The organism is Bartonella kosoyi, assembly GCF_003606325.2.
Classification (GTDB): domain Bacteria; phylum Pseudomonadota; class Alphaproteobacteria; order Rhizobiales; family Rhizobiaceae; genus Bartonella; species Bartonella kosoyi.
The window spans coordinates 835,298-860,234 of the sequence record NZ_CP031843.2 but is presented as its reverse complement, the minus strand read 5'-3'; the positions used below and the strand labels follow the sequence as shown (position 1 = coordinate 860,234).

The window sequence follows — 24,937 nt, the reverse complement described above, 5'->3', positions numbered from 1 at the left end:
ATTTATTTCTACAAAATCGCGGAATAACTTGCATATTAAGTTCATTATCATCTAGTATCATGGTTTTTGATATTAATATAGCTCGACGCTTTTAAGATAAAACAGATAATGAATATACACATTCTCTCCCTACCAAAGACAAAATAAAATGATAAAAATGTAAACCATAAAAATCTCAACAATACCGAATAAAATTATCGCAAATATTTGTAATGCCATGCATTATATTTCTTCAGTTTATAAAAATAAAATCCACCATAGCCGTAAAATTTTTATCGTATATTTTTTAGATGAATATATAAAATTCGTGGATATCAAATGATATCCATATTTTCATCGTAGAAAAGCTATCAATCACAAAATTTAACTCAAATGCACATTTTGAAGAGAAAAAAATTACGTAACTTTAATACGCATAGATTTTTTTGATCTATAAACAATCGGTAGTTTATATGCCCAATCAAAAATTTATTTTTGTGATCGTATATTGTCTCAAACGTTTTTTGTTATACATCAATACGAGCTATGCAATAACAAATCAAAATAGAACTTATCTATGAATTTTAAATAAAACTTTAGAATGAATCACCTATGCTATTAATGCATTGCTTAAATGCAAAAGCAATGACAACACTGGAAAAAAGCTCATTATAAATGCTAATAACTTAACAGCATTGATTCTCTCTTCTTTATATAATTTTTAGAAAATTTGGTAGGGAGATATGAATGATAGGCAAAAAAAGTTCTCAATCTCTATATCACAAATCATATTTTTATCACTGTTAATTAAAAAAATATGATCGTTATCAGTTTATTTTACAACATCAAATGAACGCATTATTTTTGTTTATTGAAAAAGAAGCTGTCTGAATTTATTTTTCTCTTTATTTCTTTAGCCAAAATTAAAAACATAGTTTTATTAATAACATGTCTCATAAGCTCTATAGAAAAACCGTTAAATAAAATTATAAATAATTAATAAAAATTTAATATAAATAAACCAAGTAAAATTTTATTTCATAAATAATATAGTATTAAATAAATTTAAATTGATAAAATATAATAATCTTATAACAGATAATATCAGCATAAATATAATTTTACGAATGATAATAAATTTTTCTTAGTTTATATTTTACTGAAACCTTTAGATTCATAGTACAATATAAATGAATATATAATAGTAATAAAAATAAGTATTTAATGCAATGATTTTATAATAACTTAAAAAAAATCCATCCACATTAATAATATCCACCATAACAATTAGAAACTAAAATGCTTAAATAATATCAATAAATACAATTTATTTTTAATGCATAAATTTATCATTTTAATTATTTAAAAGTTAATACTATAATAAAATATATTTATATATATTAAATTAACAAATAAAAAAATAAAAATTTATTTCTCATTATAAATAATATATATACTACAGAAATATAAAAGTATTATTTTTTATATAAAAATTAATAAAACAAAATAATAAAAAGAATACTATAAAAAATGAAATGACGGTTATTGATGATTTTTTTATAATATTATTTTTACTATGCTCTTGAGATCAATAATATAATTTAAATAAAGATATACATATAAGCAGCTCACATATCGATACAAGTAAATCATGAATAATATTAATATTATTTAAAATATCCATAACACTTAAAATTTCTGAATTAAAATATAGAGAATTATAAATAACATATCATTGAAAACTATCCTACAAATATTTGTAGACGTGTTTTTTATTAACATATCTACAAAATTATTATGATTCCAGAGATATATTTCAGATATTCTATAAATTATCGTACACAATTATAAAGATGATGCACAGCTCCAAAAGCTCCCCCCATCACAGCGCCATTTATTGTACCACCCAATGCACCTAGTGCCATACCCGCTTCAGCAGTCCCCAAGATTGTCGGTGCAGCTGCCCCCCCTGTTGCAACTGTCGCAGCCACTCCTGCCAACCCTCTAAGTATAGCGCCTCCAACCGCCCCAACAGGCGCCATTATCGCTGCTCCTGTTTGTCCTGCCGTTTTCATTGCATCCCAATAACCCGCAGAACGACATGAATTACCTGAATCAGGTGATGAGCTTGAATTCCCCATTTTACTTCTTCTCTTATTAAAAATAACGTATCATATTGATACAATTAAGCAGGTATCACGTGCTTATAGCAATATCAAATATAATTTTAAATTAAAATAAAAACACCATATAAACAACAAACACATTATGTTTGTATTATATTTATACAAAATGTATATTTTAATTGAATAATAATACTGTTAAGATATAGCACATTAAGCTCTCTTTATCTTAAACAAAATCATAAAATCAAATGAGCCATGCGTACGAAAAATTAGGACTCTTCTCTTGATTTACAAGAAACTCTAGAAATATATTTATGATGATATTGAACTCAAGCTAGTTACTATTGTTTTGTGCTTTCTAGCTTATTTTTCAGGCGATTATCGACCGCATCTTGCCCTTTCTATCAGGCGACTTAGAAACTTTACTCAGTCAATTTTCTTATTATTTAAGAAAAAAATCACCAACATAACAATATATTGCACGAATAAAATCCACACGAATAACCACATTCTGCCCATGTAAAAATCACCCGTCTTTGACAATTTTTTAGTAACATAACCGCAACAAGAACAAATCCAGCCGTATTATGAAGTAATCTTGACACCATCTTATCATTGGTTTTTGTCATCAAGCTGCCATCTAAACTCAAACCAAAATTGATCTAAAACCAAGCAATTCAACTCTCTGATTTCTTTTATAAATTCTTTGCTCACAGCTATGGAAACACAGCCGATCTCACGCGTCAATGTATCTAACAAAAAGCCTCATGTGCAAATTTTATATGCCTTATATCGCCGGCATAAATAACGATAATTTATGGCACAATAAAATTATTCACTCAATTTTTTATTTTTATAATCAGGCTAACGTTCATCTCATCCCCCTAATCCATTAAATTGACGAATTGTTTTCTTATAACTTATGAAAGTCATAGCAATGGAAAGAAAAGCGCTCAACAGAAGATATTCAATATCCCATTCGCCTTTACCAAGCAACAGGGACACAGGCAAAGAAGCAGAAAAAGCCATGGGAAGCATAAACAAAAGCCATTTTACAAGATTTAAGGGATAAATTGCTATTGGGACAAATGAAAGCTCGTAAATCATTTCATGAAAATATTCGACAGGCATTTTACGACTGGTAACAAATGTTATAAAATTAAACATCATGAAAAAACAAATATTGACGATAAAAACACAAAATATTGCAACAATAAAAGAGATCCATCTATGCTTAAGATCAGACATATCCGGTAATGATACGAATAAATAGGCACTCACATACAGAACAAATAGCTTGATCAGATTAAGTGGTTTACACCAACCAAACAACATCAACAACCCAATTGAAACAGGCTTTATCAAGTATGGCTCAATTTTACCATCCGCTACTTTTTCAAAAAACGTTTCAATAGAATGAGTGAAAATATTCAAAAATATCCCAAGTAAAACAAAAACAACAAAGATAAGATGAAGCTCATCTCTGCTATAGTTACCAATTCTTCCTGAAAAAGAAGCTATTCTATCAATAAATATGAATTGAATAAAATAATAACACAAAGAAAGAATAAACTCTCCCGTCAAATTCTTACCGTAAACAATCTGTCGGCGGATATTCAAGCTGATAAAATGAAGGATTATTTTCATCTCAACCACCTGCTCCATTATAGGCTTTCATTCCTTTATTCCAAGCAATATGAATTAAGAATAAAAGACACAAAATATAAGCAAAACTTCCGAAAATAAACTGCTGAAACAACGCTAAATTTTGTGTCGAGAAAAATTCGGCAGGCGCTGATATCATAAAACGATAAGGATTAAATTGCATAAGCGGAATAAGCCACACCGGCCAAAAAGATGGTGGTAAAAGAACACCCCCAAGAAGCGCCGAACTGAGAATACTCAATGAAAGTAATATATTGTACTCAATCACCCAAAAACTTAATAAGGCAATTCCAAAAGAAAGTAAAAAACAAAGCAATTGTGATAGAATAACAACCAGAAAAAAGAACAGAAAAGTGATAACCAATCCCCAAATATTTTCATAGGATAAAACAAGCTTTACAACAAAAAGAGCCAACAACGGGATGCTATATAATACGCTCTCACCCAAAAAGGTAAAAAGCATTTGTGTCATATATTGGAATGGCTTTGTGAGATAGACTTCTAATTGACCTTCTTTAACGTGATGAGAAAAAAACTTAATCACATTATAACCGTTATTTAAGCGTCCTAAGACTAAAGCAAATGCGTAATAATACATCATATCATAAAAGCTAAAGCCATTTATGGTGTTGACCGTATCAGAAAAAAGTGCATTCCATAATAGAAGTTGAATAATAAATGGCGAAAGTGTCCCAATAACAATATCCGTAAAAAACATGGCTCTATCACTTAGAACAGTGAGTAATCCATTCCTTGCATAGAAAAACATGCCAAAACAATGATTAAGTAAATTCTTTAAATTTAACACGAAGCATCTCTTCAAGTGAGGGAGTAGACACAGAGAATGTACCGTTGAATTGAGTTGTCATTTCCCGTATGAAATATGAATAATCTCCACGGGACAACGAAATCTCCAGTGAGCACTCTTCATTGTTCAGTTTTTTATCTTTTAAAGGCGCAGACAATTTTAACGAAAGTTCATCCATTCTCTTTACAGCAGCAGAAAGCGCTTGCAAATGTTCACAAAAAAAATGTCACGCGCACCAAAGAAGGAAGCATATTTTTAAAGGTATTAAGATCACCGTAAAATTGTTTTTTTCCTTTATGCAATAGAAGAATATCATCAACGTAGCCATCAATATCCCCCATATCATGACTTGTGATGATGTATCCCATACCTCGCTCTTTTTTGAGTTTTGTAAGCAGTTCCCTGATTTTGTGCTTAGAAGTAATATCAAGACCAATACTTGGCTCATCTAAGAACAACAATTTAGGTCTAAACGATAAATTAAAAGCCAATTCACTTTTGACCCTCTCACCCAAACTCAGCATCCGCACTGGCTTATCCATGATAGGCTCAAGTCCTAGCAATTCTGTAATCTCTTTAAGATCGCGGATAAAAGAGGCCCGTTCAAGACCATATAATGGTTGAATCATATCCAAACTGTAACGTAGTGGTAAATCCCACCATAAACAACTCTTATGACCAAAGACCACACCCAACTGCTTAAACAGATCTTTCTTAGTTTTATAGGGATTAGATCCTAGGACTTTAACACTCCCCTTATCAACGGCTTGTATACCAGAAAGTATTTTAATCAGTGTCGATTTACCTGCCCCATTCGCTCCAAGGATAGCAAGAGATTGTCCTGAAAACAGAGTAAAACTAATATCTTTCAGCACGTGATAATTTGTATATACAGGCTTAAAGAGAGAAAGAATTTTGTTTGTAACACCAGTTCCTCTGTCTATGCTGCGGTATATTTTTGAGACGTTATTAACATCAATCAATAATGATCCCATCAGTCCTCCTCATTTCAACTTAGCCCCTCTTGGAACATTCCCATAATCTCTGAATATCTAGTTTTGTTCACTGCTAAAATCCCCCCTCTCCTTAGAGCAATAAAAAGCAGCTGACACTTTAATCGCCAATTTTTAGTATGGCATCTTCAATGTGATAAATCTTCAATGAAGCATTAAGCTACTAAAAACTTGTTTCTTCTCTTGTGAAAGATAATCTTTCGAATAAATTCAGATAAATGAAGTAAACAGAAAAATATTGTAATTGAAAGAAGCACTTTGCTCATAAATTCTCATTGTGTAGACAAAGATATAAACCATAAATCTATAATAAGTATTCACACCACACAGATAACAGAACAAACCTGCTTGAAAACAAGAATTTTTTCGAGATGCTGCTCCCTTAAGAATTCCTGTAAAAGGATTCAATTATTTCCCATGAAAAAATCAAAAATTGCCGTTACTTTTTCAGTCAATATCCTTCAGATTTTATCTCATTCATCTTCCTCAACAGACACCTCTCCCCAATATATGACCTCTGTAGATAATTCAAAGGAACAGCTTCATAAGCCCAAGATTATTAAAGATACACCTTATCTAGAAATAACAATACAATCAATATGGATAAAGAACTGTAGAAAGAAAATTCATCATGCAAAAACACCATTTTCTCTTAGCGATTACTAAAGCTCTCTTCTAATGATGCCCTATCCATCTTAATCAAATTTATAGACAAAATTTGCATCAATCAAAAAAACACAAATGAAGTTTTTTATTCTGTTTCAGCGTCACGCTCATTAAAAGACAAAAGATTAAAACTTTGGACCATATGGGGTGGTAAAGGTGCAACAATATCCAATATACCACCTGAAGGATGAGGAATACGAATACGACGTGCATGAAGGTGAAGGCGGTTTTGAATTCCTCCTGGTAATGTCCAATTACTATCAGAAAAAAAATACTTTGAATCGCCAATGATAGGATGATCCATATGGGCAGCATGCACACGGAGCTGATGTGTTCTCCCCGTATAAGGTTCCATTTCAAGCCACGAAAGAGCCCGTCCACGCGACTCTAAAACGCGGTAGTAGGAAACAGCATGATGTGAATCGGGTGCCCCATGGTCACAAACACGCATTTTATCACCTTGTGCTGTCATCTCCTTAACCATCCATGTCGAGATTTTGTCCTGTTTTTTTTTAGGAACACCCCGGACCAACGCCCAATAAGTCTTTTTTGTTTCTCGCTCTCTAAAAGCAGCTGTTAAGGCCTGTGCAGCTCCCCTAGAGCGGGCAACAATAAGCACTCCTGATGTCTCGCGATCAAGGCGATGAACTAAACGCGGCTTTTCACCTTTTTTATTGCGCCACACCTCAAGCATACTGTCTATATGACGTGTTAAACCAGAGCCACCTTGTACAGCGAGACCTGCTGGTTTGTTAAAAACAAAGACCTTTGGATCTTCATAAAGCAGCATTTTTTTCAAAATGGTCCCATCATTCTGCCCACGAAGTGTTTTATCTGTTATTGGAAGATTTATCGTATCATCAAGAGGGAGAGGTGGAACACGAACAGACTGTCCCATACAAAGACGCGTATCAGCTTTAACACGTCCACCATCAACCCGTATCTGACCAGAACGCAACAATTTTTGTAAAGCTCCAAACCCAAGTCCTGGATAATGCACTTTAAACCAACGGTCTAAACGCATTCCATTCTCATCTGTCTCAACCTTTTTTATTTCGACACCTGCCATGAAAGTTCCCTTACCTGATAATTTTCCCTATCTAATATTTTTTTCCTGATAATTTTATTGATCTATTTTTTCACCCTTATGAACACAAAAATTCATATTTTCATTGGCGTTATCACACCATATTACAATGAGTATCCAAAATTGCCTTTTCTTAACGTTCAATTTTTATTAGTTAGAAATTTGAGTTTATAAAAATCAGTAGCCTTTACGCTTAACAGCGAATGGAGATCATTAATAGTGTCCTTATTCAAAACCTATGCACGTGTTCTCAGTTGCCTAAACAGAGAAAAAAATGCATCTCTTTTAATCTGTAACGCTAATGTTATGTTAGCGATTATCACCATCGCAGAACCTATTTTATTTGGACACGTTATTGATTCCATTACAGAAAAATCAGGAATCATCCCTACCCTTGCCATTTGGGTTTGTTTTGGCCTTTCCCATATCATCGCTTATGTCCTTGTTGCTCGTGGTGCGGACCGTTTAGCCCATAGACTCCGTTTAACGGTTTTAACAGAATCTTTTGAACGTATCATTGCCATGCCTTTAATTTGGCATCAACAACGCGGAACGTCCAACGCACTCCATACACTTTTGCGTGCAATAGACGCCATGTCAACCATATGGCTTGATTTTATGCGTCAACATCTTTCAACACTTGTCGCCTTATTGGTTCTCATCCCCACAGCCTTTAACATGAATTGGCGTCTTTCAATAGTCTTAGTTGTACTTGCCATCATCTATCTCTTAATTGCCCGTTTAGTGATGCGAAAAACAAAAGACGGACAAGCCGCTGTAGAATGCTATCATCATAACCTTTTTAAACATGTTAGTGATTCAATCTCTAATGTTTCTATTGTACAAAGTTATAATCGAATAAAAGAAGAAACATCCATACTGTACCAACATACAAATGACCTTCTTAAAGCACAAAATCCTGTTCTCAATTGGTGGGCGCTCGCCAGTGGCTTAAATAGAATGGCTTCAACAGTTTCAATCGTTTGTGTTCTTCTCCTTGGAGCTTTTTTTGTTGCAAGAGATCAATTAAGGGTAGGTGAAGTCGTTTCTTTTGTTGGATTTGCACAACTTATGATTAGCCGTCTCGATCAAATGAGCAATTTTATTCATTGTGCAATATCCTCACAAGCAAAACTGCAAGAATTTTTTGAAATGGAAGACTCAACCTTCCCTATCAACGAATCGCAAAATCTCCCTTCCCTCTCAAATGTTAAGGGTAGCATACAATTTCATCACGTTACTTATAAATTCCCAAATTCTTCTCAAGGTATTTTTGACATTTCCTTTGAAGTGAAAGCAGGACAAACGATTGCGATTGTAGGACCAACAGGGGCTGGAAAGACAACATTAATCAATCTGTTGCAGCGCATATATGACCCTACTTTTGGGCATATCTCCATTGATGGAATAAACATAAGCTCGATCAATCGCGAATCTTTACGCCAATCTCTAGCAACAGTTTTTCAAGATGCTGGTCTCTTCAACCGTAGTATTCGTGATAATATCTCAATAGGAAAAGAAAATGCAACAAACGAAGAACTTTGTGAAGCAGCAAAAATAGCAGAAGCTCACGATTTTATTCTAAAAAAAGCTGATTGTTATAACACAATAGTGGGCGAACGAGGATCTCAATTATCAGGTGGAGAAAAACAACGCTTAGCAATTGCACGTGCTGTTTTAAAAAATGCCCCCATTCTCATTCTCGATGAAGCAACAAGTGCTCTTGATGTTGAAACAGAAGCACGTGTCAAAGATGCTCTTGATTGCATAAGCCATAACCGCACCACTTTCATTATAGCACATCGCCTCTCAACAGTACGCAATGCTGATGTGATACTCTTTCTGGAACAAGGGTACTTAATTGAAAAGGGACACTTTCAAGAATTGATCGATAAAGGAGGCCGTTTCTCTAAATTTTTAAAAGCAAGCGGTTTAACACTCACACCATCAGAAAGAGAAAGAGAAGGAGAAAATGAAAACGTCATCTCCTTACATGAAGCCATAGCATCATAAAAATCACACTCTTCATAAATCTTATGCAAAAAACCTCTCAATGCAAAACATTGCAAAAATGCTCTGTTCATGGGTAAGCAAAAATTTCTAAGAATGCCATAATCTATTTTAAATGCAGCAAATGCACAGAGAAAAACTTGAATTAATATAAATATTTAGTTTATGCTGTATTTATCTGATTTATATGATTAATTTACGTTCCATAACTTGCAAGAAAAATCTGTTCTCTTACACATGAGCCGCAAAGGGAACCAATAAAACGGCTCTAAAAAACGAACCTCTTATGAAGAGCGAACAATAATTTAAGCAATCTGAAAGCAAAAAAATAATTAGCTTATAATTTCATAAGCTTAAAAAAACTGTTATGCACTAAATCCTGCGTTATCCTCTTCACAATTCCTCTTTTGAAAAAGAGATAGAGATTTTTCTTTTAAAATCAATAGAATAAATACTTTCTTTTATGAAAGATATGGTTCGTCTACATCATAAACAAAAGCATGAAGCACAACACAATCTTGCTAACGCCCCCCTTTTTTATCTTTACGATTTTATCTCTCTCTCAATGAGACGGTATCTGCATTTCAGCCAATACACCACACCAGACAAATATTCGTAATTCTTAAACGCTCTTCCAACACACCAATGTAAAAAAAAACCGATAAGGAAATTTTCTACTTTTTAAATTTTTCTAGAAAATCTTTTAGTGCTGCAAAGGCTTCATTAGCTTTGTTCCCGTCAGGACCACCAGCCTGCGCCATATCAGAACGCCCACCACCACCTTTCCCACCAAGCACACCAGAAAGAACACGAACGAGATCAACAGCGTTTAACTTATCCGTTAAATCATCGGTGACACCAACAACAGCACTCCCCTTGCCATCCTCTGAAATAGTGATAAAAGCAACGACCCCAGACCCAATCTGTTTTTTCCCAGAATCAACGAGCGCTTTAAGATCCCGTGGTGGAATATTATTTACAACACGTCCCATAAAAGAAAGTTCATTGATGATAGTAATATCACTTTGACCTCTTTCTGTTATTCCCCCACTCAATACCATTTTCTTACGCACATTATTCAACTCTTTTTCAAGTTTACGACGATCATCAAGCAAAACTCTCACCCGTTCTTCTAAATCAGAAGAAGAAGTTTTTAAAAGATCGGCAATTTCACGGATACGTACATCTTGGCGGCTAAGATAAAGACGCGCTGCGGCACCTGTTAAAGCTTCAATACGCCGCACTCCAGCTGAAACAGAACTTTCAGAAACAATATGAATCAAGCCAATATCGCCTGTTCTTTCCACATGTGTCCCTCCACAAAGCTCAATTGACCAATGCTTTTTTAATCCGCCCTGTTCAAGTGGCGCCCCCATAGAAACAACGCGAACTTCATCCCCATATTTTTCCCCAAAGAGTGCCATTGCTCCTTCAGAAATTGCCTCATCAACAGCCATGAGGCGCGTTATCACTTTATTATTTTGCAAAACAATCTCATTGGTTAAATCTTCTATTTTTTTTAATTCTTCTGCCGAAATAGCTTTTGGATGAGAAAAATCAAAACGTAATCGTTCTGGCGACACAAGAGAGCCCTTTTGAGTCACATGAGATCCCAATACTTGACGTAAAGCCTCGTGTAATAAATGGGTAGCAGAATGGTTCGCGCGGATTTTTTTACGACGAACAACGTCAACGGTTAATTGCACACAATCAGACCTCGCTGCCTGACCAGATTTAACTTCTCCAAGATGAATAAAAACACCATCAGCCTTTTTCTGAGTATCATGCACTTCAAAAATAAAATCTTCACCAGAAATGATACCGCTATCACCAATTTGCCCACCAGATTCGCCATAAAAAGGGGTCTGATTTAGCACAAAAATAGCTTTCTGCCCTGAAGAAACCTCATCAACAATTTTACCATCACACACAAGAGCTGTAAGAATACCTTCAGCTTTTTCTGTTTCATAACCTAAAAATTCTGTAACCCCTACCTGATCACGAACAGAAAACCAAATTGTCTCTGTTACAGCTTCACCTGAACCAGACCAATGGGCACGGGCTTCTTCTTTCTGGCGTTCCATTGCTTTATCAAAGGCATCAACATCAACAGATATTCCACGACGCCGAAGCACATCCTGCGTCAAATCAAGTGGAAAACCATAGGTATCATAAAGCTTGAAAGCAACTTCACCATTTAAATGATCCCCTTCCTTAAGCTTGGCACTTTCTTCATTTAACAAACCCAGCCCCCGTTCAAGCGTTTTACGAAAACGTATTTCTTCTAATTTTAAAGTTTCCGAAATCAAAGATTCAGCCCGCACCAATTCGGGATAAGCTTGTCCCATTTCGCAGATGAGAGCAGGCAAAAGCTGCCACATTAAAGGTTCTTTAGCACCAAGAAGATGCGCATGACGCATAGCACGACGCATAATGCGACGTAAAACATATCCCCTTCCCTCATTGGAAGGAAGAACACCATCCGCAATCAAAAATGCAGATGAGCGAAGATGATCAGCAATAACACGATGGCTCGCCACAAAATCCCCCGTTGCCTCAACACCTGTTATCTTTTCTGATGCTCCAATTAATACACGAAAAAGATCAATGTCATAATTATCATGAACACCCTGTAAAACAGCAGCAATACGCTCTAATCCCATACCGGTATCGATAGAAGGATGAGGCAAATCAACACGCTCTTCCTTAGAAAGCTGCTCATACTGCATAAAAACAAGGTTCCAAATCTCAATAAAGCGATCACCATCTTCTTCCATACTTCCAGGGGGACCACCCAAAATTTCATCACCATGATCATAAAAAATCTCCGAACAGGGACCACAAGGGCCTGTTTCTCCCATTGACCAAAAATTATCAGCTGTCGCAATACGAATGATTTTTTCATCTGGAAGACCTGAGATTTTACGCCATAATTCACAAGCAACATCATCACTTTGATAAACTGTTACCAACAATTTATCTTTTGGTAGACAAAACTCTTTTGTTAAAAGATCCCATGATAAAAAAATGGCCTCTTCTTTAAAATAATCACCGAAAGAAAAATTCCCCAACATTTCAAAAAACGTATGATGGCGCGCCGTATAGCCAACATTATCAAGATCATTATGTTTTCCACCCGCACGAACACATTTTTGTGCTGTTGTCGCCTTTTTATAAGGATACTGTTCAAGTCCTGTAAAAACATTTTTAAACTGCACCATTCCTGCATTTGTAAACATGAGTGTAGGATCATTGCGTGGAACAAGTGGGCTAGAAGAAAGAACTTGATGCCCATGACGATGAAAATAATCCAAAAATGTTGACCGGATATTATTAACACTATTCATATCTACACCTGCAGAATACCGCAAAAACCTTAAAAGAAAAATCTCCCCATTAAATATCCTCTTTGCCACGCATGGAGTCAATTTAATCAAAGAACGGAATATTTATTAAAAAAAATTGAGAAAAAATGACTGTATATTTAAAAACTCAAAAAAATAAAAAAAGAAAACATCTTAAATAAAAAAATTATAGACGAAAAAACAGCCTATCAAAGGACTTCATCACCTTCCGTATTTTCAGACCCTGCATTTTCTAACAATTCAATCGCAATCAAACCAGCATTTTGACGCAAAGCCGTTTCAATTTCTGCCGCTATTTCTGCATGTTCGCGTAAAAACTGTTTTGCATTTTCACGTCCCTGTCCTAAGCGTTGAGAATTATAAGAAAACCACGAGCCAGATTTTTCTACGATACCCACTTTGACTCCTAAATCAATCAATTCACCTAGCTTGGAAATCCCTTCTCCATAAATAATATCAAACTCAACCTGTTTGAAGGGAGGAGCCAACTTATTCTTCACCACTTTAACACGAGTCTGATTGCCAACAATCATATCCCGATCTTTAATAGAGCCAATACGGCGAATATCCAAACGAACAGAAGCATAAAACTTTAAAGCATTTCCTCCCGTTGTTGTTTCAGGCGAACCAAACATCACACCAATTTTCATGCGAATTTGATTAATAAAAATCACCATACAGTTAGAGCGAAAAATAGAAGCTGTGAGTTTCCGCAAAGCTTTGCTCATCAATCGCGCCTGTAATCCTGGTAAAGCATCACCCATTTCACCATCAATTTCTGCTCGCGGTGTTAAAGCTGCAACAGAATCCACAACAAGCACATCAACGGCCCCAGAACGAACCAATGTCTCTGTAATTTCCAACGCCTGTTCACCAGTATCTGGCTGAGAAATGAACAAATTCTCTAAATCAACCCCAAGCTTACGCGCATAGATAGGATCAAGCGCATGTTCAGCATCAATAAAAGCGCAAATTCCCCCTCCTTTCTGAGCCTCAGCAATAGCATGCAGCGCCAATGTTGTCTTTCCAGAACTTTCTGGTCCATAGATCTCCACAATACGCCCCTTGGGTAACCCACCAATCCCTAAAGCAATATCCAAGGATAATGATCCTGTTGGAACTGTTTCAATTTCAATAACTTGCTCTTTTTGCCCAAGACGCATAATCGAGCCTTTACCAAAAGAACGTTCAATTTGTGAGAGAGCAGCATCGAGAGCTTTTGTTTTATCCACGATTATATCCTTGACCGACTCATAATAATCTAACACTTAAAGTGTATATTGCCCTTTTAATTTAACTAAAGCCTTGAGTTTAGATTTTCACAGACTATTTTCATTTCTATCCACACGTCATGTCTATAACATATCATGACCACCAAAATAAAGAACTGGCATTCGCTATCTTATGACACAACATAAATTCCAAATAAAATAATACTTTCTATAAGAGAGCAAGTTAACACATTTATCTCTCTCTAGAAAAGAAACAATTTAAATTTCAACACAATGTTTAACCTTCCTGCTTACCCCTATGTCCCTAAGAAAAAACGCCCCCCTTAATCGCATAAAAACGCCTCATCAATCAAAACCACCCCCTATTACATCAAAGAACAGAACACCTTTGTGTTGCATATTCACACGCTTTTTTAAGAAGCATCTTTCAACGCTCGTTATACCCATTTTGTGACAGCACTCATGAAATGATGTATGCAAAATGTTGAGTACCAACCTCTTTACGCTTGGAACAACTCAGCACCACGATCATTACACCACCACACACTTTCCCCCCAATGTTGCGATGGCTCTCAACATTTGAAATTCTTTATAAAAGCTATTTTTAGTTTTTTCCTGTACAGTTTTTATCACATGTCAATCCAGCATGTAATATACAAACGAATGGTTATGATTGATGAGATTTGGAACGAAAATATCATACAGTATTTGAGCTCTCATTCAACATACAAAACAGTGGAACATCACTATAAATCAATATCTTAGTCAATTAAAACCACAAAAATAAAGTAGCTTTAAGAGTTGAATGACATATTTCCTAAATTTGAATCCATAAAAAGGTATGCCTTTGAAGAGATCAAAAAATTGTTCTACGATAATGCAACAAGTGTTTAAATATAAACTAAAGTTCATACGACGACATGAGGAATAAAAAATAAATTCAAAATCAATAAAAAATGTGTTCCAATCCCAATTTTATGGTTGGTTTTTACGTTTTTTGCGCAATTGTTTCCACCATTCAAGACGCTTCACAATTTCACGCTCAAATCCACGCTCAACGGGTTTATAATAACTCTGGCGCCCAAGTTTTTCAGGAAAATATTCTTGTCCAGAGAAAGCATCCGGTTCATCATGGTCATAACAATACCCCTCTCCATACCCTTCCTCCTTCATCAACTTCGTCGGTGCATTAAGGATATGTTTAGGAGGTGGTAAAGAACCATTTTTTTGTGCACAACGCCGTGCAGCTTTATACGCGAGATATGTCGCATTTGACTTTGGTGCAGTTGCAACATAGAGACATGCCTGTGCCAAAGCCAATTCTCCTTCTGGTGACCCTAAATAATCATAAGCATCTTTTGCCGCATTACAAATAACAAGAGCTTGAGGATCCGCCAAACCAACATCTTCAACAGCCATACGAACCAATCTTCGCCCAATATAGAGAGGATCTTCACCAGCATCTAACATACGTGCTAAATAATAAAGCGCCGCATCAGGATCAGAGCCACGAACAGATTTATGCAACGCTGAAATGAGATTATAGTGCCCATCTCGTCCTTTATCATAAATGGGTGCACGACGCTGGATAACTTTTTGCAAAGCACCAGCATCAAGAATTTCTCCCGAGCGCGCAACAGACCAAACTTCCTCTGCTAATGTCAATGCTACCCGTGCATCACCATCAGACATCCCTATCAAAACGTCTCTAGCACCATCATCCAAGGGAAGAAGCTTTCCTTCCACCTCTTCAGCACGCTTCAAAAGCATGCCTAAACTTTCATGATCATGAGAAAAAAATGTTAAAACCCGTGCACGCGAAAGAAGAGCAGCATTAAGTTCGAAAGAAGGATTTTCCGTTGTTGCACCGATAAGTATTACAGTACCATTTTCCATCACAGGAAGAAAACTATCCTGCTGTGCACGATTAAACCGATGAATTTCATCAACAAAGAGAAGCGTTTTATCCCCAGACATAAAACGTCTCTGTGCAACTTCAAAAATCTTTTTAAGTTCAGAAACGCCTGTAAAAATAGCAGAAACTTGTTCAAACGCGAAATTTGTTTCAAGTGCTAACAAGCGTGCAACTGTTGTTTTTCCCGTCCCTGGAGGTCCCCAAAAGATCAGCGATCCAATTGAGCCCGCTGCCACCATCCGTGAAAGCAAACCATCTTCTCCAATTAAATGCCTTTGTCCCACAACGTCATTGAGAGAACAAGGACGCATTCTTTCTGCAAGTGGCTGATTTTTATTAACTTTAGGATCAAACGACGAAGTAAAAAAATCTTTCTTCAAAAAAACCTCAACGAATAAATTGGCGAATATACATACCATCACGTTCATATTCCAATTGCCAAGTACGTGAACGCGTTTGCATAAGAACCTTTTTCAACTGATGAACTGTTTGAATTTTATGGCCATTTACAACACGTAAGATATCTCCGGGCCGAAAAATTCCAGAAGCATTGCTCATTTCATCAAGATTGGTAATCACAACACCTTTTGCCGATATAGGAAGATGAAAACGTCGACTATTTTGCGGTGTTAAATCTAACACTTCGGCACCAGCAAGAGGGCTATCACCCGTAATTTTTTCAGATTTCACAGATGCAATTTCCGATATTGATGCAACCGTTATTTGTGTTTTTAAAGTTCTGCCATTTCGTAAATATTCTAAAGCAAGGCTATGACCAACATCAGCCGTCATCAAACGATACCCAAGGCTATCTGGACTATCAACGCGCACCCCCTGTATACTCAAAATAACATCACCTACTTTCAAGCCGGCTTTTTCAGCAGGACTGTCTTTAATAACTTCAACGATAAGAGCCCCATAGGGACGTTCTAAACCTAAACCACCAGCAATATCGGGTGTAATATTTTGAAAGGATGCCCCAATATAAGGCGGCACAAAATATTCTCCACCACGTTTAACAGTAGCAAGCATCACTTTTACAAGATTAACTGGAATAGCAAAACCAATCCCTACAGAGCCACCGGAACGCGAATAAATAGCCGTATTAATTCCGATTAATTGCCCCTTCATATCAATTAAAGCGCCACCAGAGTTTCCTGGATTAATGGCAGCATCTGTTTGAATAAAAAAGTCAAAATCAGAAATCCCAACACGTGTACGCGCTTGCGCTGAAACAATACCACTTGTAACCGTTTGACCAACACCAAAAGGATTACCAATAGCCAAAACAAGATCACCAACTTCAACAGTATCAGAATCTCCCAAAGGAAGAACAGGAAACTGAATATCTTTTGCGTCAACTTCAAGAATGGCAATGTCCGTCGCTTCATCTTTGAGCACGACCTTACTCTCAAACTCTCGCCCATCAGAAAAAGCCACTTTAATTTCGCTTGCATCTTTAATGACATGATAATTTGTAACAATTAAACCACGTGCGTCAACAATCACGCCTGATCCTAATGATGATTGCTTACGGACAGGAAAATTATTTTGCAAACGACCAAAAAATTGCTCAAAAAATGGATCACCCTCAAAAGGTGATCGCGCTCTAATTTGTCGAGCCGCATAAATATTTACAACAGATGGTACTGTCTTTTTAACCAAAGGAGCAAATGAAAGAGTAATCTCTTTTTGTGTTTGAGGAACATGAGCATAGATATGATCAAACGATATCAACATCATAATCGCACAAAAAAGCCACACCCAAAAAGAATACCTCATAATCTACTCCTTATAAAACCAGCCCATTCTGTTAAAGATTCATAGAATTAAAAAAAATAACCCCGCAAATAAAGGATCTCTATTAATATTTCATAATAGAGACTAAAAACAAGCCATTTAAACAGTAAATATTATAAAAATCAAATAATTCAATATGCTATAATTTTCTCTCACCATCTATTTCTCAAGTAAAACAAACTTAAAAATACGCATAAAAAAACCGCCTAAAACAAGGCGGCCTTTAAAAATCCAATTGAATAAAAAGCTTATGAGGTTTTTCCCTTTTCATTCTCTAAAGCTTCGATACGAGCACGATCCCCAGCCCCCTTTGCTTCAACATCACGATCAACAAATTCTATAACAGCCATGGGCGCATTATCACCAGTACGAAATCCCGCTTTCATAATACGCAAATACCCACCGTTGCGTGATGCATAACGCGGTGCAAGCGTATCAAATAACTTTGCAACTTTCCCCGTATCACGGAGTGCTGAAATTGCTTGTCGACGCGCATGCAAACCACCACGCTTACCAAGAGTAACAAGTTTTTCAACAATAGGACGAATTTCTTTAGCCTTTGGAAGTGTTGTCACAATCTGCTCATGCTCGATCAACGAAGTTGCCATATTTGCAAACATCGCTTTACGGTGACTAGCAGTCCGATTCAACTTGCGGCCTGACTTACTATGGCGCATAAGCCCTCTCCTTAAATTCTAATTTTAATACTGATCTTCATAGCGTTTAGCAAGATCATCAATGTTTTCAGGCGGCCATGCAGGAATTTCCATTCCAAGATGTAACCCCATACATGCCAAAACTTCTTTAATTTCATTCAATGACTTACGACCAAAATTTGGCGTCCGAAGCATTTCAGATTCTGTTTTTTGAATAAGATCACCAATATAGACAATATTATCATTTTTAAGACAATTTGCCGAACGAACAGAAAGTTCTAATTCATCGACTTTTTTAAGAAGTGCAGGATTAAAGGAAAGTTCAGAATCCGCCTCTTCAACAGGCTCCTTCTGCGGCTCTTCAAAGTTAATAAATAACGATAATTGATCCTGAAGAATGCGTGCTGCAAACGCAACAGCATCCTCTCCATTAACAGCACCATTCGTTTCAATCGTTAACGTCAATTTATCATAATCGAGAACTTGGCCTTCACGCGTATTTTCTACTTTATAAGACACTTTACGAATTGGCGAATAAAGACTATCAATTGGAATAAGTCCTATACGACCATCATCAACATAATTCCGATCAGATGGAACATACCCTTTCCCTGTATTGACAATAAATTCCATACGAATTTCAGCATCTTCATCAAGGGTACAGATAACATGATCTGGATTGAGAATTTCCATATCCCCAACCGTATTAATATCTCCTGCTTTCACCACACCAGGACCTTCTTTATAAACGACGAGACGCTTAGGCCCTTCTTCTTCCATACGAAGTGCAATTTCCTTTATATTCAGGATGATATCCGTCACATCTTCACGAACACCTGGAATGGATGAAAATTCATGCAAGACACCATCAATCTGCACAGCAGTAATAGCAGCCCCACGAAGCGAAGATAACAACACACGACGAAGTGCGTTTCCTAACGTTAAACCAAATCCTCGCTCGAGAGGCTCAGCAATTACGCTTGTAATATTCGGATTATCATGCGCACATGATTCAACCTTATTGGGTTTAATAAGTTCCTGCCAGTTTTTCTGGATCATATTTTTATTCCCGTTCTTTAGTTCCGTTACCATTCAATCGTAACGACCAATGCGAACATCAGAGAAATCTCCGACAACAAAAAAACAACACCCAATTAAACACGCCGCCTTTTCCGCGGACGACATCCATTATGAGGAATTGGTGTTACATCACGAATAGAAGTAATGACAAAACCAACAGATTGTAACGCACGTAAAGCAGATTCACGCCCTGCCCCCGGACCACAAACTTCAACTTCCAAAGAACGCATACCATGTTCTTGTGCTTTTCTCGCACAATCTTCCGCAGCAACTTGAGCAGCAAAAGGTGTAGATTTACGCGCTCCTTTAAACCCTTGAGCACCAGCAGACGACCACGCAATCGCATTCCCCTGAGCATCAGTAATCGTAATCATTGTATTATTAAATGTCGAGTTGATATGCACAACACCCGATGAAATATTCTTACGTTCGCGACGACGAACACGTGTGGCTTCTTTGGCCATAATTTTCCTTTCAACGATCTCAACACTGCCGTAATATCAGCAGCTCCACCCTCTTTTTCCTGTTAAACGGACTTCAACAGGAAATAGAATATACAAAAAACCTCTCACAAGGATCCTTATTTCTTCTTACCAGCGATTGCCTTAGCAGGCCCCTTACGCGTACGAGCATTTGTATGCGTACGCTGTCCTCGGACAGGCAAAGACCGACGATGACGCAATCCACGATAACAACCAAGGTCCATCAAACGCTTAACATTCATAGCAACTTCACGACGAAGATCACCTTCAACTTGATATCCCTGATCGATCGCCTCACGAATCTGCAACACCTCAGCATCTGAAAGCTCATGCACACGACGCCCCGCAGGAATGCCAACCTTTTCAATAATTTCTTGAGCGAATTTTGGTCCAATCCCGTGGATATATTGAAGCGCGATAATTACACGCTTATTTGTCGGGATATTGACGCCAGCAATACGAGCCACGCCTACTCTCCTTAGTTATGTTGACAAATTGTTATAAAATACCTGACGTACCTTAAAGAAAAAATAGACTCAGAATAAAATTCTTCCGAATCCGCTTATTTAACTGAAATAAATTAAAGTTGTTTGTGATAGATTTTATCTCAAAAGTCAACTCTTTTCATTTACTTCTAAAAAAAATCTTATGAAAGAAAACCTTTAATCATACGTGTCACCTCAGCAATATCAATCATTCCATCAATGACCTTCAACATTCCTCTCTCTGAATAAAATTTTGATAAAGGAGATGTTTTTTCACGGTATTCTACTAATCTTTTTGCAAAAGCAACAGGGTTATCATCTAAACGAACCTGTCCACCGGCCGCTATTGTCTCCTGAACACGCTTCTCCATACGCTCAATCAATGCGTCTTCATCAACACACAACTCAATAACAGCATCAAGACGCATATTTTTTGACTCAAGGATCTGTTGTAACGCTTCTGCCTGTCCTACAGTCCTTGGATATCCATCCAAAATAAAACCATTTATACAATCAGCTTCATCAATCCGATCTGACACGATTTGATTAACAAGACTATCAGGAACCAAAGAACCAGAACTTATAATAGCTTCAGCTTTTTTACCAACTTCCGTTTCTTTAGCAATAACTTCACGCAACATATCTCCTGTTGATAAATGAGGAATATTATATTCCTCAGTTAACATCTTAGCTTGCGTCCCTTTCCCTGCTCCAGGAGGACCTAAAAGAACAATTCTCATCGATTTCTTCGACCTCCACGAAGTTTTGATTTTTTTATCAACCCTTCATATTGGTGTGCAACAAGATGTCCCTGGATTTGAGCAACTGTATCAAGCGTAACAGTCACAACAATCAACAAAGACGTTCCTCCAAGATAAAAAGGAACTTGGAATGCCGATATCATAAACTCAGGCAATAAACAAACTAAGATAATATAAAGTGCACCCACAACAGTAATACGCGTCAAAACATAATCAATATATTCCGCCGTACGCTCACCTGGACGAATTCCTGGAATAAAACCAGAATGTTTCTTCAACTGATCCGCAGTATCACTTGGATTAAACACAATAGCTGTATAAAAAAAGCAAAAAAACGCCATTAAAAATGCATAAACAATCATATATAGTGGCTGTCCATGACCAAGAGAATAAGAAATAGTTTGCATCCATTGTGGCATTTTATCAGAAAAATTATTAATAGTGGCAGGTAGTAACAATAAAGATGAAGCAAAAATAGGTGGAATAACACCAGCGGTATTCAATTTTAAAGGAAGATGCGACATATCCCCTTGAAACATTTGATTACCAACCTGACGTTTCGGATACTGAATAAGAATTCGCCGTTGCGCACGCTCTATAAAAACAATAAGTCCAATAACCAAAACAGCAATAAAAACGATTGCGATTAACAGAAAAGTTGATAGATCAGCCTGACTATGCGCGGTCAAAAGCTGAGCAAAAGTAGAAGGAAAATTGGCTACGATCCCTGTAAAAATGATGAGAGAAACTCCATTACCAACACCGCGTGACGTAATTTGCTCTCCAAGCCACATGAGAAACATTGTCCCACCAACAAGTGTAATAACAGAAGAGACTCGAAACATGAGACCTGGTTCTACAACAATTTGAAGCCCTGTCCCTATACCACTTTCAAGGGCAACGGCAATACCAAAAGCTTGTAGAATAGCCAACACAACTGTCACATAACGCGTATATTGATTAATAACCTTACGACCAACCTCACCCTCTTTTTTAAGAGTTTCCAAAGAAGGAATGACGGACGTGAGTAATTGTACAATAATAGATGCTGAGATATAGGGCATAATACCCAAGGCAAAAATTGCCATACGCCCAACAGCGCCTCCAGCAAACATATTAAAGAGTCCTAAAACACCTGATGCATGATGCTCAAATGTCTGCCGCAAAGCATCGATATTAATACCTGGAAGAGAAATATAAGTGCCGAAACGATAGACAAGAAGTGCCGCCAGAGTAAACCAGATACGTTTCTTTAATTCAGTTGCACGCGAAAAGGTACCGAAGTTTATATTGGAAGCAAATTGCTCTGCTGCTGATGCCATAAAACGTCTCCACTTCACACTTCAGTTCTTTAAATCACAGAACTATAACTCTAAAATTTATATCTTTATACAGAAATAATTGCAGAACTTAAACAATTCTCCACAAAATATTCAAAAGAATAGATGTACCTCTTCTTTAAACCATGACTTATATCAAAAAAACTATTGAACAACATCAGGAAAAATAACCTGACCACCCACTTTTTCGATCTTAACACGAGCAGCTTGTGAAGCCCCAGAAACATGAAAGATAATCTTAGCTTTCAAATCACCATCAGAAAGAAGACGAACCCCATCTTTCTCGCGACGAATAATACCAGCTTCTTTCAAAGCAATCAAATCAACAGGCTTTTCAATATTCAACTTACCTGCATCAACAGCCAACTGAATACGCCCTAGTGAAACCTCATTATAAGTTTTAGAAAAGAAATTTGTAAATCCACGTTTTGGTAAACGGCGATAGATAGGCATTTGCCCACCTTCAAAACCATTAAGAGAAACACCAGAACGGGATTTTTGCCCTTTTACACCGCGACCACCAGTCTTACCAGTCCCCGAACCAATACCACGGCCAACACGCTTACGACTTTTTGTTGCGCCTTTGCAATCACGTAGTTCATTGAGTTTCATATCTAACACTCCTGCAACCCTTAATCTTCATCTATAATGCGAACAAGATGCCGAACCCGAGAAATCATACCCCGTACACAAAGTGTATCTTCTAAAACGCGCCGGCGACGCATTTTATTGAGCCCAAGCCCCTTCAAAGTTGCACGCTGAATCTGTGAATTTCGAATAGGGCTTCCAATTTGCTCTACTGTCACAGTTTTATCACTCTGAGATTTTTTCTGAACCATTTCCTAATTCCTTTTCTGACAATCTCAGAAACTACCCTTCTACGTCGACTAAATGGCGACGACGCGCCTGCAAAGTCGAATATTTTATACCACGCTGAGCAGCAATATCTCTCGGATGCATTTGATGTTTTAGTGCATCAAATGTTGCACGAACCATGTTATAAGGATTTGATGATCCTAGTGATTTTGCAACAACATCCTGCATACCAAGAGCCTCAAAAATAGCACGCATCGGTCCCCCAGCAATAATACCAGTACCAGCAGACGCTGAACGAAGCAAAACACGCCCAGCCCCGTGACGACCTTCAAGATCATGATGTAATGTACGTCCAGACCGAAGTGGGACATAAATCATTTCGCGCTTTGCAGATTCCGTTGCTTTACGAACAGCCTCAGGAACTTCACGAGCCTTACCGTGTCCAAAGCCCACACGCCCTTTTTGATCTCCAACGACAACGAGAGCAGCAAAACCAAAACGCCTACCACCCTTTACAACTTTAGCAACACGATTAATATGAACGAGTCTATCGACAAACTCATTATCGCGTTCTTCTCTTTCACCACGTTCTTTTTGTGCCATTCCTCATTCCTTTTTCTTTTCCGGAAGCACGATAACAAAACTCTTCATCAAATCGGAAGAGCTTAAACGAAATACTCTAAAGTATCCAGCCCCATCCATAAGGAGGAAACTTTAAAAGTTCAAACCACCTTCACGAGCAGCCTCAGCCAAAGCTTTGACTCGACCATGGTACACATAAGCGCCACGATCAAAAACCACTTCATTAACGCCAGCTTTTTTTGCACGCTCAGCAATTAACTTACCTACAGCAAAAGCGGCTTCTTTATCAGCCCCACTTTTTAATGATTTTTTCAAATCACTTTCAAGAGTAGAGGCTGAAACAAGTGTACATCCCCGTAAATCATCAATAACTTGCGCATAGATGTTCTGATTTGAACGATAAACGCTAAGCCGAGGACGATCATGAGAAACCATCTTTATTCTACGACGAACACGCCTTGCACGACGCTGGATAATGTCCTTAGATGAAACCATAATACAAAATCCTTATTTCTTTTTACCTTCTTTACGGAAGATACGTTCATCTGCATGCTTAACACCTTTACCCTTATAAGGCTCAGGTCTACGATACTCGCGAATCTCCGCTGCAACTTGTCCAACTTGCTGTTTATCAATTCCAAAAATAACAATCTCTGTGGGCTTAGGAACAGTCACAGTAACACCCGATGGAACTTTATAAACCACATCATGCGAAAAACCTAGAGAGAGTTGAATATCCTTACCCTGCAAAGCAGCACGATAACCAACCCCATTGATCTCTAACCTTTTTTCAAAACCATCTTTTACACCACAAAAAATGTTTTCAATCATTGAACGTGACATACCCCATTTAGAGCGCGCATCTTTTGACTGATCCCGTGGCACAACGGATATGACATTTTCCTCGAGTTTAACTAAAACCTCATCATTAACGATGTAACTTAGTTCACCTTTTGGACCTTTTGCCTTAACCAGCTGACCTTCAACAGTAGCAGTAACCCCAGAAGGAATTGAAATGGGTTTTTTTCCAATACGAGACATTGTTCTAACCTACTTTTTCTTCCGTTTT

The 24,937-nt window shown here is 37.1% G+C and carries 21 protein-coding genes; 1 reads left to right on the top strand and 20 read right to left on the bottom strand.

The window, feature by feature from the left end:
* Window positions 1-1,811: 1,811 nt before the first annotated feature.
* From D1093_RS03785 to D1093_RS03765, 5 genes are all read right to left on the bottom strand, one after another.
* On the bottom strand, window positions 1,812-2,120 hold the full coding sequence (locus D1093_RS03785) for a hypothetical protein (RefSeq protein ID WP_120100760.1): 309 nt from the start codon (window positions 2,118-2,120) through the stop codon (window positions 1,812-1,814).
* Between the two features lie 861 nt (window positions 2,121-2,981).
* Window positions 2,982-3,770 carry an ABC-2 family transporter protein gene (locus tag D1093_RS03780; RefSeq protein WP_120100758.1) on the bottom strand — a complete coding sequence of 263 codons (789 nt, stop codon included), beginning with the start codon at window positions 3,768-3,770 and terminating at the stop codon, window positions 2,982-2,984.
* The gene (locus tag D1093_RS03775) at window positions 3,754-4,578 is read right to left on the bottom strand and encodes an ABC-2 family transporter protein (protein ID WP_244614024.1); all 825 of its coding nucleotides are present in this window, start codon (window positions 4,576-4,578) and stop codon (window positions 3,754-3,756) included. The genes D1093_RS03780 and D1093_RS03775 overlap by 17 nt, the downstream gene beginning before the upstream one ends.
* Window positions 4,579-4,790: 212 nt before the next feature.
* Entirely contained in the window at window positions 4,791-5,561 is a 771-nt protein-coding gene (locus tag D1093_RS03770) for an ATP-binding cassette domain-containing protein (RefSeq protein ID WP_244614023.1), read from the bottom strand.
* 781 nt (window positions 5,562-6,342) lie between these two features.
* The gene (locus D1093_RS03765) at window positions 6,343-7,326 is read right to left on the bottom strand and encodes an RluA family pseudouridine synthase (RefSeq protein ID WP_120100757.1); all 984 of its coding nucleotides are present in this window, start codon (window positions 7,324-7,326) and stop codon (window positions 6,343-6,345) included.
* Window positions 7,327-7,563: 237 nt separating this feature from the next.
* Here D1093_RS03765 and D1093_RS03760 point away from each other — a divergent pair, with 237 nt between their 5' ends.
* Window positions 7,564-9,357 (top strand): glucan ABC transporter ATP-binding protein/ permease, encoded by a 1,794-nt coding sequence (locus D1093_RS03760; protein WP_120100755.1) that lies wholly within the window; start codon window positions 7,564-7,566, stop codon window positions 9,355-9,357.
* Between the two features lie 671 nt (window positions 9,358-10,028).
* Here the strand turns inward: D1093_RS03760 and alaS are convergent.
* The 15 genes from alaS to rplF all read right to left on the bottom strand — a co-directional run bounded on the left by alaS (window position 10,029) and on the right by rplF (window position 24,909).
* Window positions 10,029-12,701, bottom strand: a complete 2,673-nt coding sequence (alaS, locus tag D1093_RS03755; protein ID WP_120102317.1) for an alanine--tRNA ligase — start codon at window positions 12,699-12,701, stop codon at window positions 10,029-10,031.
* 206 nt (window positions 12,702-12,907) lie between these two features.
* Complete coding sequence (recA, locus tag D1093_RS03750) at window positions 12,908-13,951, bottom strand: recombinase RecA (RefSeq protein WP_120102315.1); 1,044 nt, start codon at window positions 13,949-13,951, stop codon at window positions 12,908-12,910.
* Between the two features lie 975 nt (window positions 13,952-14,926).
* On the bottom strand, window positions 14,927-16,246 hold the full coding sequence (locus tag D1093_RS03745; RefSeq protein WP_120102313.1) for a replication-associated recombination protein A: 1,320 nt from the start codon (window positions 16,244-16,246) through the stop codon (window positions 14,927-14,929).
* 7 nt (window positions 16,247-16,253) lie between these two features.
* Window positions 16,254-17,648 (bottom strand): DegQ family serine endoprotease, encoded by a 1,395-nt coding sequence (locus tag D1093_RS03740; protein WP_120100754.1) that lies wholly within the window; start codon window positions 17,646-17,648, stop codon window positions 16,254-16,256.
* Window positions 17,649-17,914: 266 nt separating this feature from the next.
* Entirely contained in the window at window positions 17,915-18,343 is a 429-nt protein-coding gene (rplQ, locus tag D1093_RS03735) for a 50S ribosomal protein L17 (RefSeq protein WP_120100752.1), read from the bottom strand.
* Window positions 18,344-18,367: 24 nt separating this feature from the next.
* Window positions 18,368-19,381, bottom strand: coding sequence for a DNA-directed RNA polymerase subunit alpha (locus D1093_RS03730; protein ID WP_120100750.1), 1,014 nt, complete (start codon window positions 19,379-19,381; stop codon window positions 18,368-18,370).
* 95 nt (window positions 19,382-19,476) lie between these two features.
* A complete protein-coding gene (gene rpsK / locus D1093_RS03725; RefSeq protein WP_005773294.1) occupies window positions 19,477-19,866 on the bottom strand; it encodes a 30S ribosomal protein S11 in 390 nt (129 codons plus the stop codon).
* A gap of 116 nt (window positions 19,867-19,982) precedes the next feature.
* Window positions 19,983-20,351: a 30S ribosomal protein S13 gene (gene rpsM / locus D1093_RS03720; RefSeq protein WP_120100749.1), complete on the bottom strand. Its 369-nt coding sequence runs from the start codon at window positions 20,349-20,351 to the stop codon at window positions 19,983-19,985.
* Window positions 20,352-20,530: 179 nt separating this feature from the next.
* Window positions 20,531-21,109, bottom strand: a complete 579-nt coding sequence (locus D1093_RS03715; RefSeq protein ID WP_120100747.1) for an adenylate kinase — start codon at window positions 21,107-21,109, stop codon at window positions 20,531-20,533.
* Window positions 21,106-22,452 carry a preprotein translocase subunit SecY gene (secY, locus tag D1093_RS03710; protein ID WP_120100745.1) on the bottom strand — a complete coding sequence of 449 codons (1,347 nt, stop codon included), beginning with the start codon at window positions 22,450-22,452 and terminating at the stop codon, window positions 21,106-21,108. The genes D1093_RS03715 and secY overlap by 4 nt, the downstream gene beginning before the upstream one ends.
* 162 nt (window positions 22,453-22,614) lie before the next feature.
* Window positions 22,615-23,082 carry a 50S ribosomal protein L15 gene (rplO, locus tag D1093_RS03705; protein ID WP_120102312.1) on the bottom strand — a complete coding sequence of 156 codons (468 nt, stop codon included), beginning with the start codon at window positions 23,080-23,082 and terminating at the stop codon, window positions 22,615-22,617.
* A gap of 20 nt (window positions 23,083-23,102) precedes the next feature.
* On the bottom strand, window positions 23,103-23,309 hold the full coding sequence (rpmD, locus tag D1093_RS03700; protein ID WP_120100744.1) for a 50S ribosomal protein L30: 207 nt from the start codon (window positions 23,307-23,309) through the stop codon (window positions 23,103-23,105).
* A 31-nt stretch (window positions 23,310-23,340) separates the two neighbouring features.
* On the bottom strand, window positions 23,341-23,889 hold the full coding sequence (gene rpsE / locus D1093_RS03695; RefSeq protein ID WP_120100742.1) for a 30S ribosomal protein S5: 549 nt from the start codon (window positions 23,887-23,889) through the stop codon (window positions 23,341-23,343).
* A gap of 111 nt (window positions 23,890-24,000) precedes the next feature.
* Complete coding sequence (rplR, locus tag D1093_RS03690) at window positions 24,001-24,363, bottom strand: 50S ribosomal protein L18 (RefSeq protein ID WP_005773286.1); 363 nt, start codon at window positions 24,361-24,363, stop codon at window positions 24,001-24,003.
* 12 nt (window positions 24,364-24,375) lie between these two features.
* Window positions 24,376-24,909, bottom strand: a complete 534-nt coding sequence (gene rplF / locus D1093_RS03685) for a 50S ribosomal protein L6 (protein ID WP_120100741.1) — start codon at window positions 24,907-24,909, stop codon at window positions 24,376-24,378.
* Window positions 24,910-24,937 lie beyond the last annotated feature (28 nt).

Excerpts from the sequence above, each read along its gene's own strand:
- D1093_RS03785 (WP_120100760.1), bottom strand. The coding sequence starts at position 2,120 with ATGGGGAATTCAAGCTCATCACCTGATTCAGGTAATTCATGTCGTTCT.
- D1093_RS03780 (WP_120100758.1), bottom strand. The coding sequence starts at position 3,770 with ATGGAGCAGGTGGTTGAGATGAAAATAATCCTTCATTTTATCAGCTTG.
- D1093_RS03765 (WP_120100757.1), bottom strand. The coding sequence starts at position 7,326 with ATGGCAGGTGTCGAAATAAAAAAGGTTGAGACAGATGAGAATGGAATG.
- alaS (WP_120102317.1), bottom strand. The coding sequence starts at position 12,701 with ATGAATAGTGTTAATAATATCCGGTCAACATTTTTGGATTATTTTCAT.
- D1093_RS03740 (WP_120100754.1), bottom strand. The coding sequence starts at position 17,648 with ATGAGGTATTCTTTTTGGGTGTGGCTTTTTTGTGCGATTATGATGTTG.
- rplQ (WP_120100752.1), bottom strand. The coding sequence starts at position 18,343 with ATGCGCCATAGTAAGTCAGGCCGCAAGTTGAATCGGACTGCTAGTCAC.
- D1093_RS03730 (WP_120100750.1), bottom strand. The coding sequence starts at position 19,381 with ATGATCCAGAAAAACTGGCAGGAACTTATTAAACCCAATAAGGTTGAA.
- rpsK (WP_005773294.1), bottom strand. The coding sequence starts at position 19,866 with ATGGCCAAAGAAGCCACACGTGTTCGTCGTCGCGAACGTAAGAATATT.
- D1093_RS03715 (WP_120100747.1), bottom strand. The coding sequence starts at position 21,109 with ATGAGAATTGTTCTTTTAGGTCCTCCTGGAGCAGGGAAAGGGACGCAA.
- secY (WP_120100745.1), bottom strand. The coding sequence starts at position 22,452 with ATGGCATCAGCAGCAGAGCAATTTGCTTCCAATATAAACTTCGGTACC.
- rplO (WP_120102312.1), bottom strand. The coding sequence starts at position 23,082 with ATGAAACTCAATGAACTACGTGATTGCAAAGGCGCAACAAAAAGTCGT.
- rpmD (WP_120100744.1), bottom strand. The coding sequence starts at position 23,309 with ATGGTTCAGAAAAAATCTCAGAGTGATAAAACTGTGACAGTAGAGCAA.
- rpsE (WP_120100742.1), bottom strand. The coding sequence starts at position 23,889 with ATGGCACAAAAAGAACGTGGTGAAAGAGAAGAACGCGATAATGAGTTT.
- rplR (WP_005773286.1), bottom strand. The coding sequence starts at position 24,363 with ATGGTTTCATCTAAGGACATTATCCAGCGTCGTGCAAGGCGTGTTCGT.
- rplF (WP_120100741.1), bottom strand. The coding sequence starts at position 24,909 with ATGTCTCGTATTGGAAAAAAACCCATTTCAATTCCTTCTGGGGTTACT.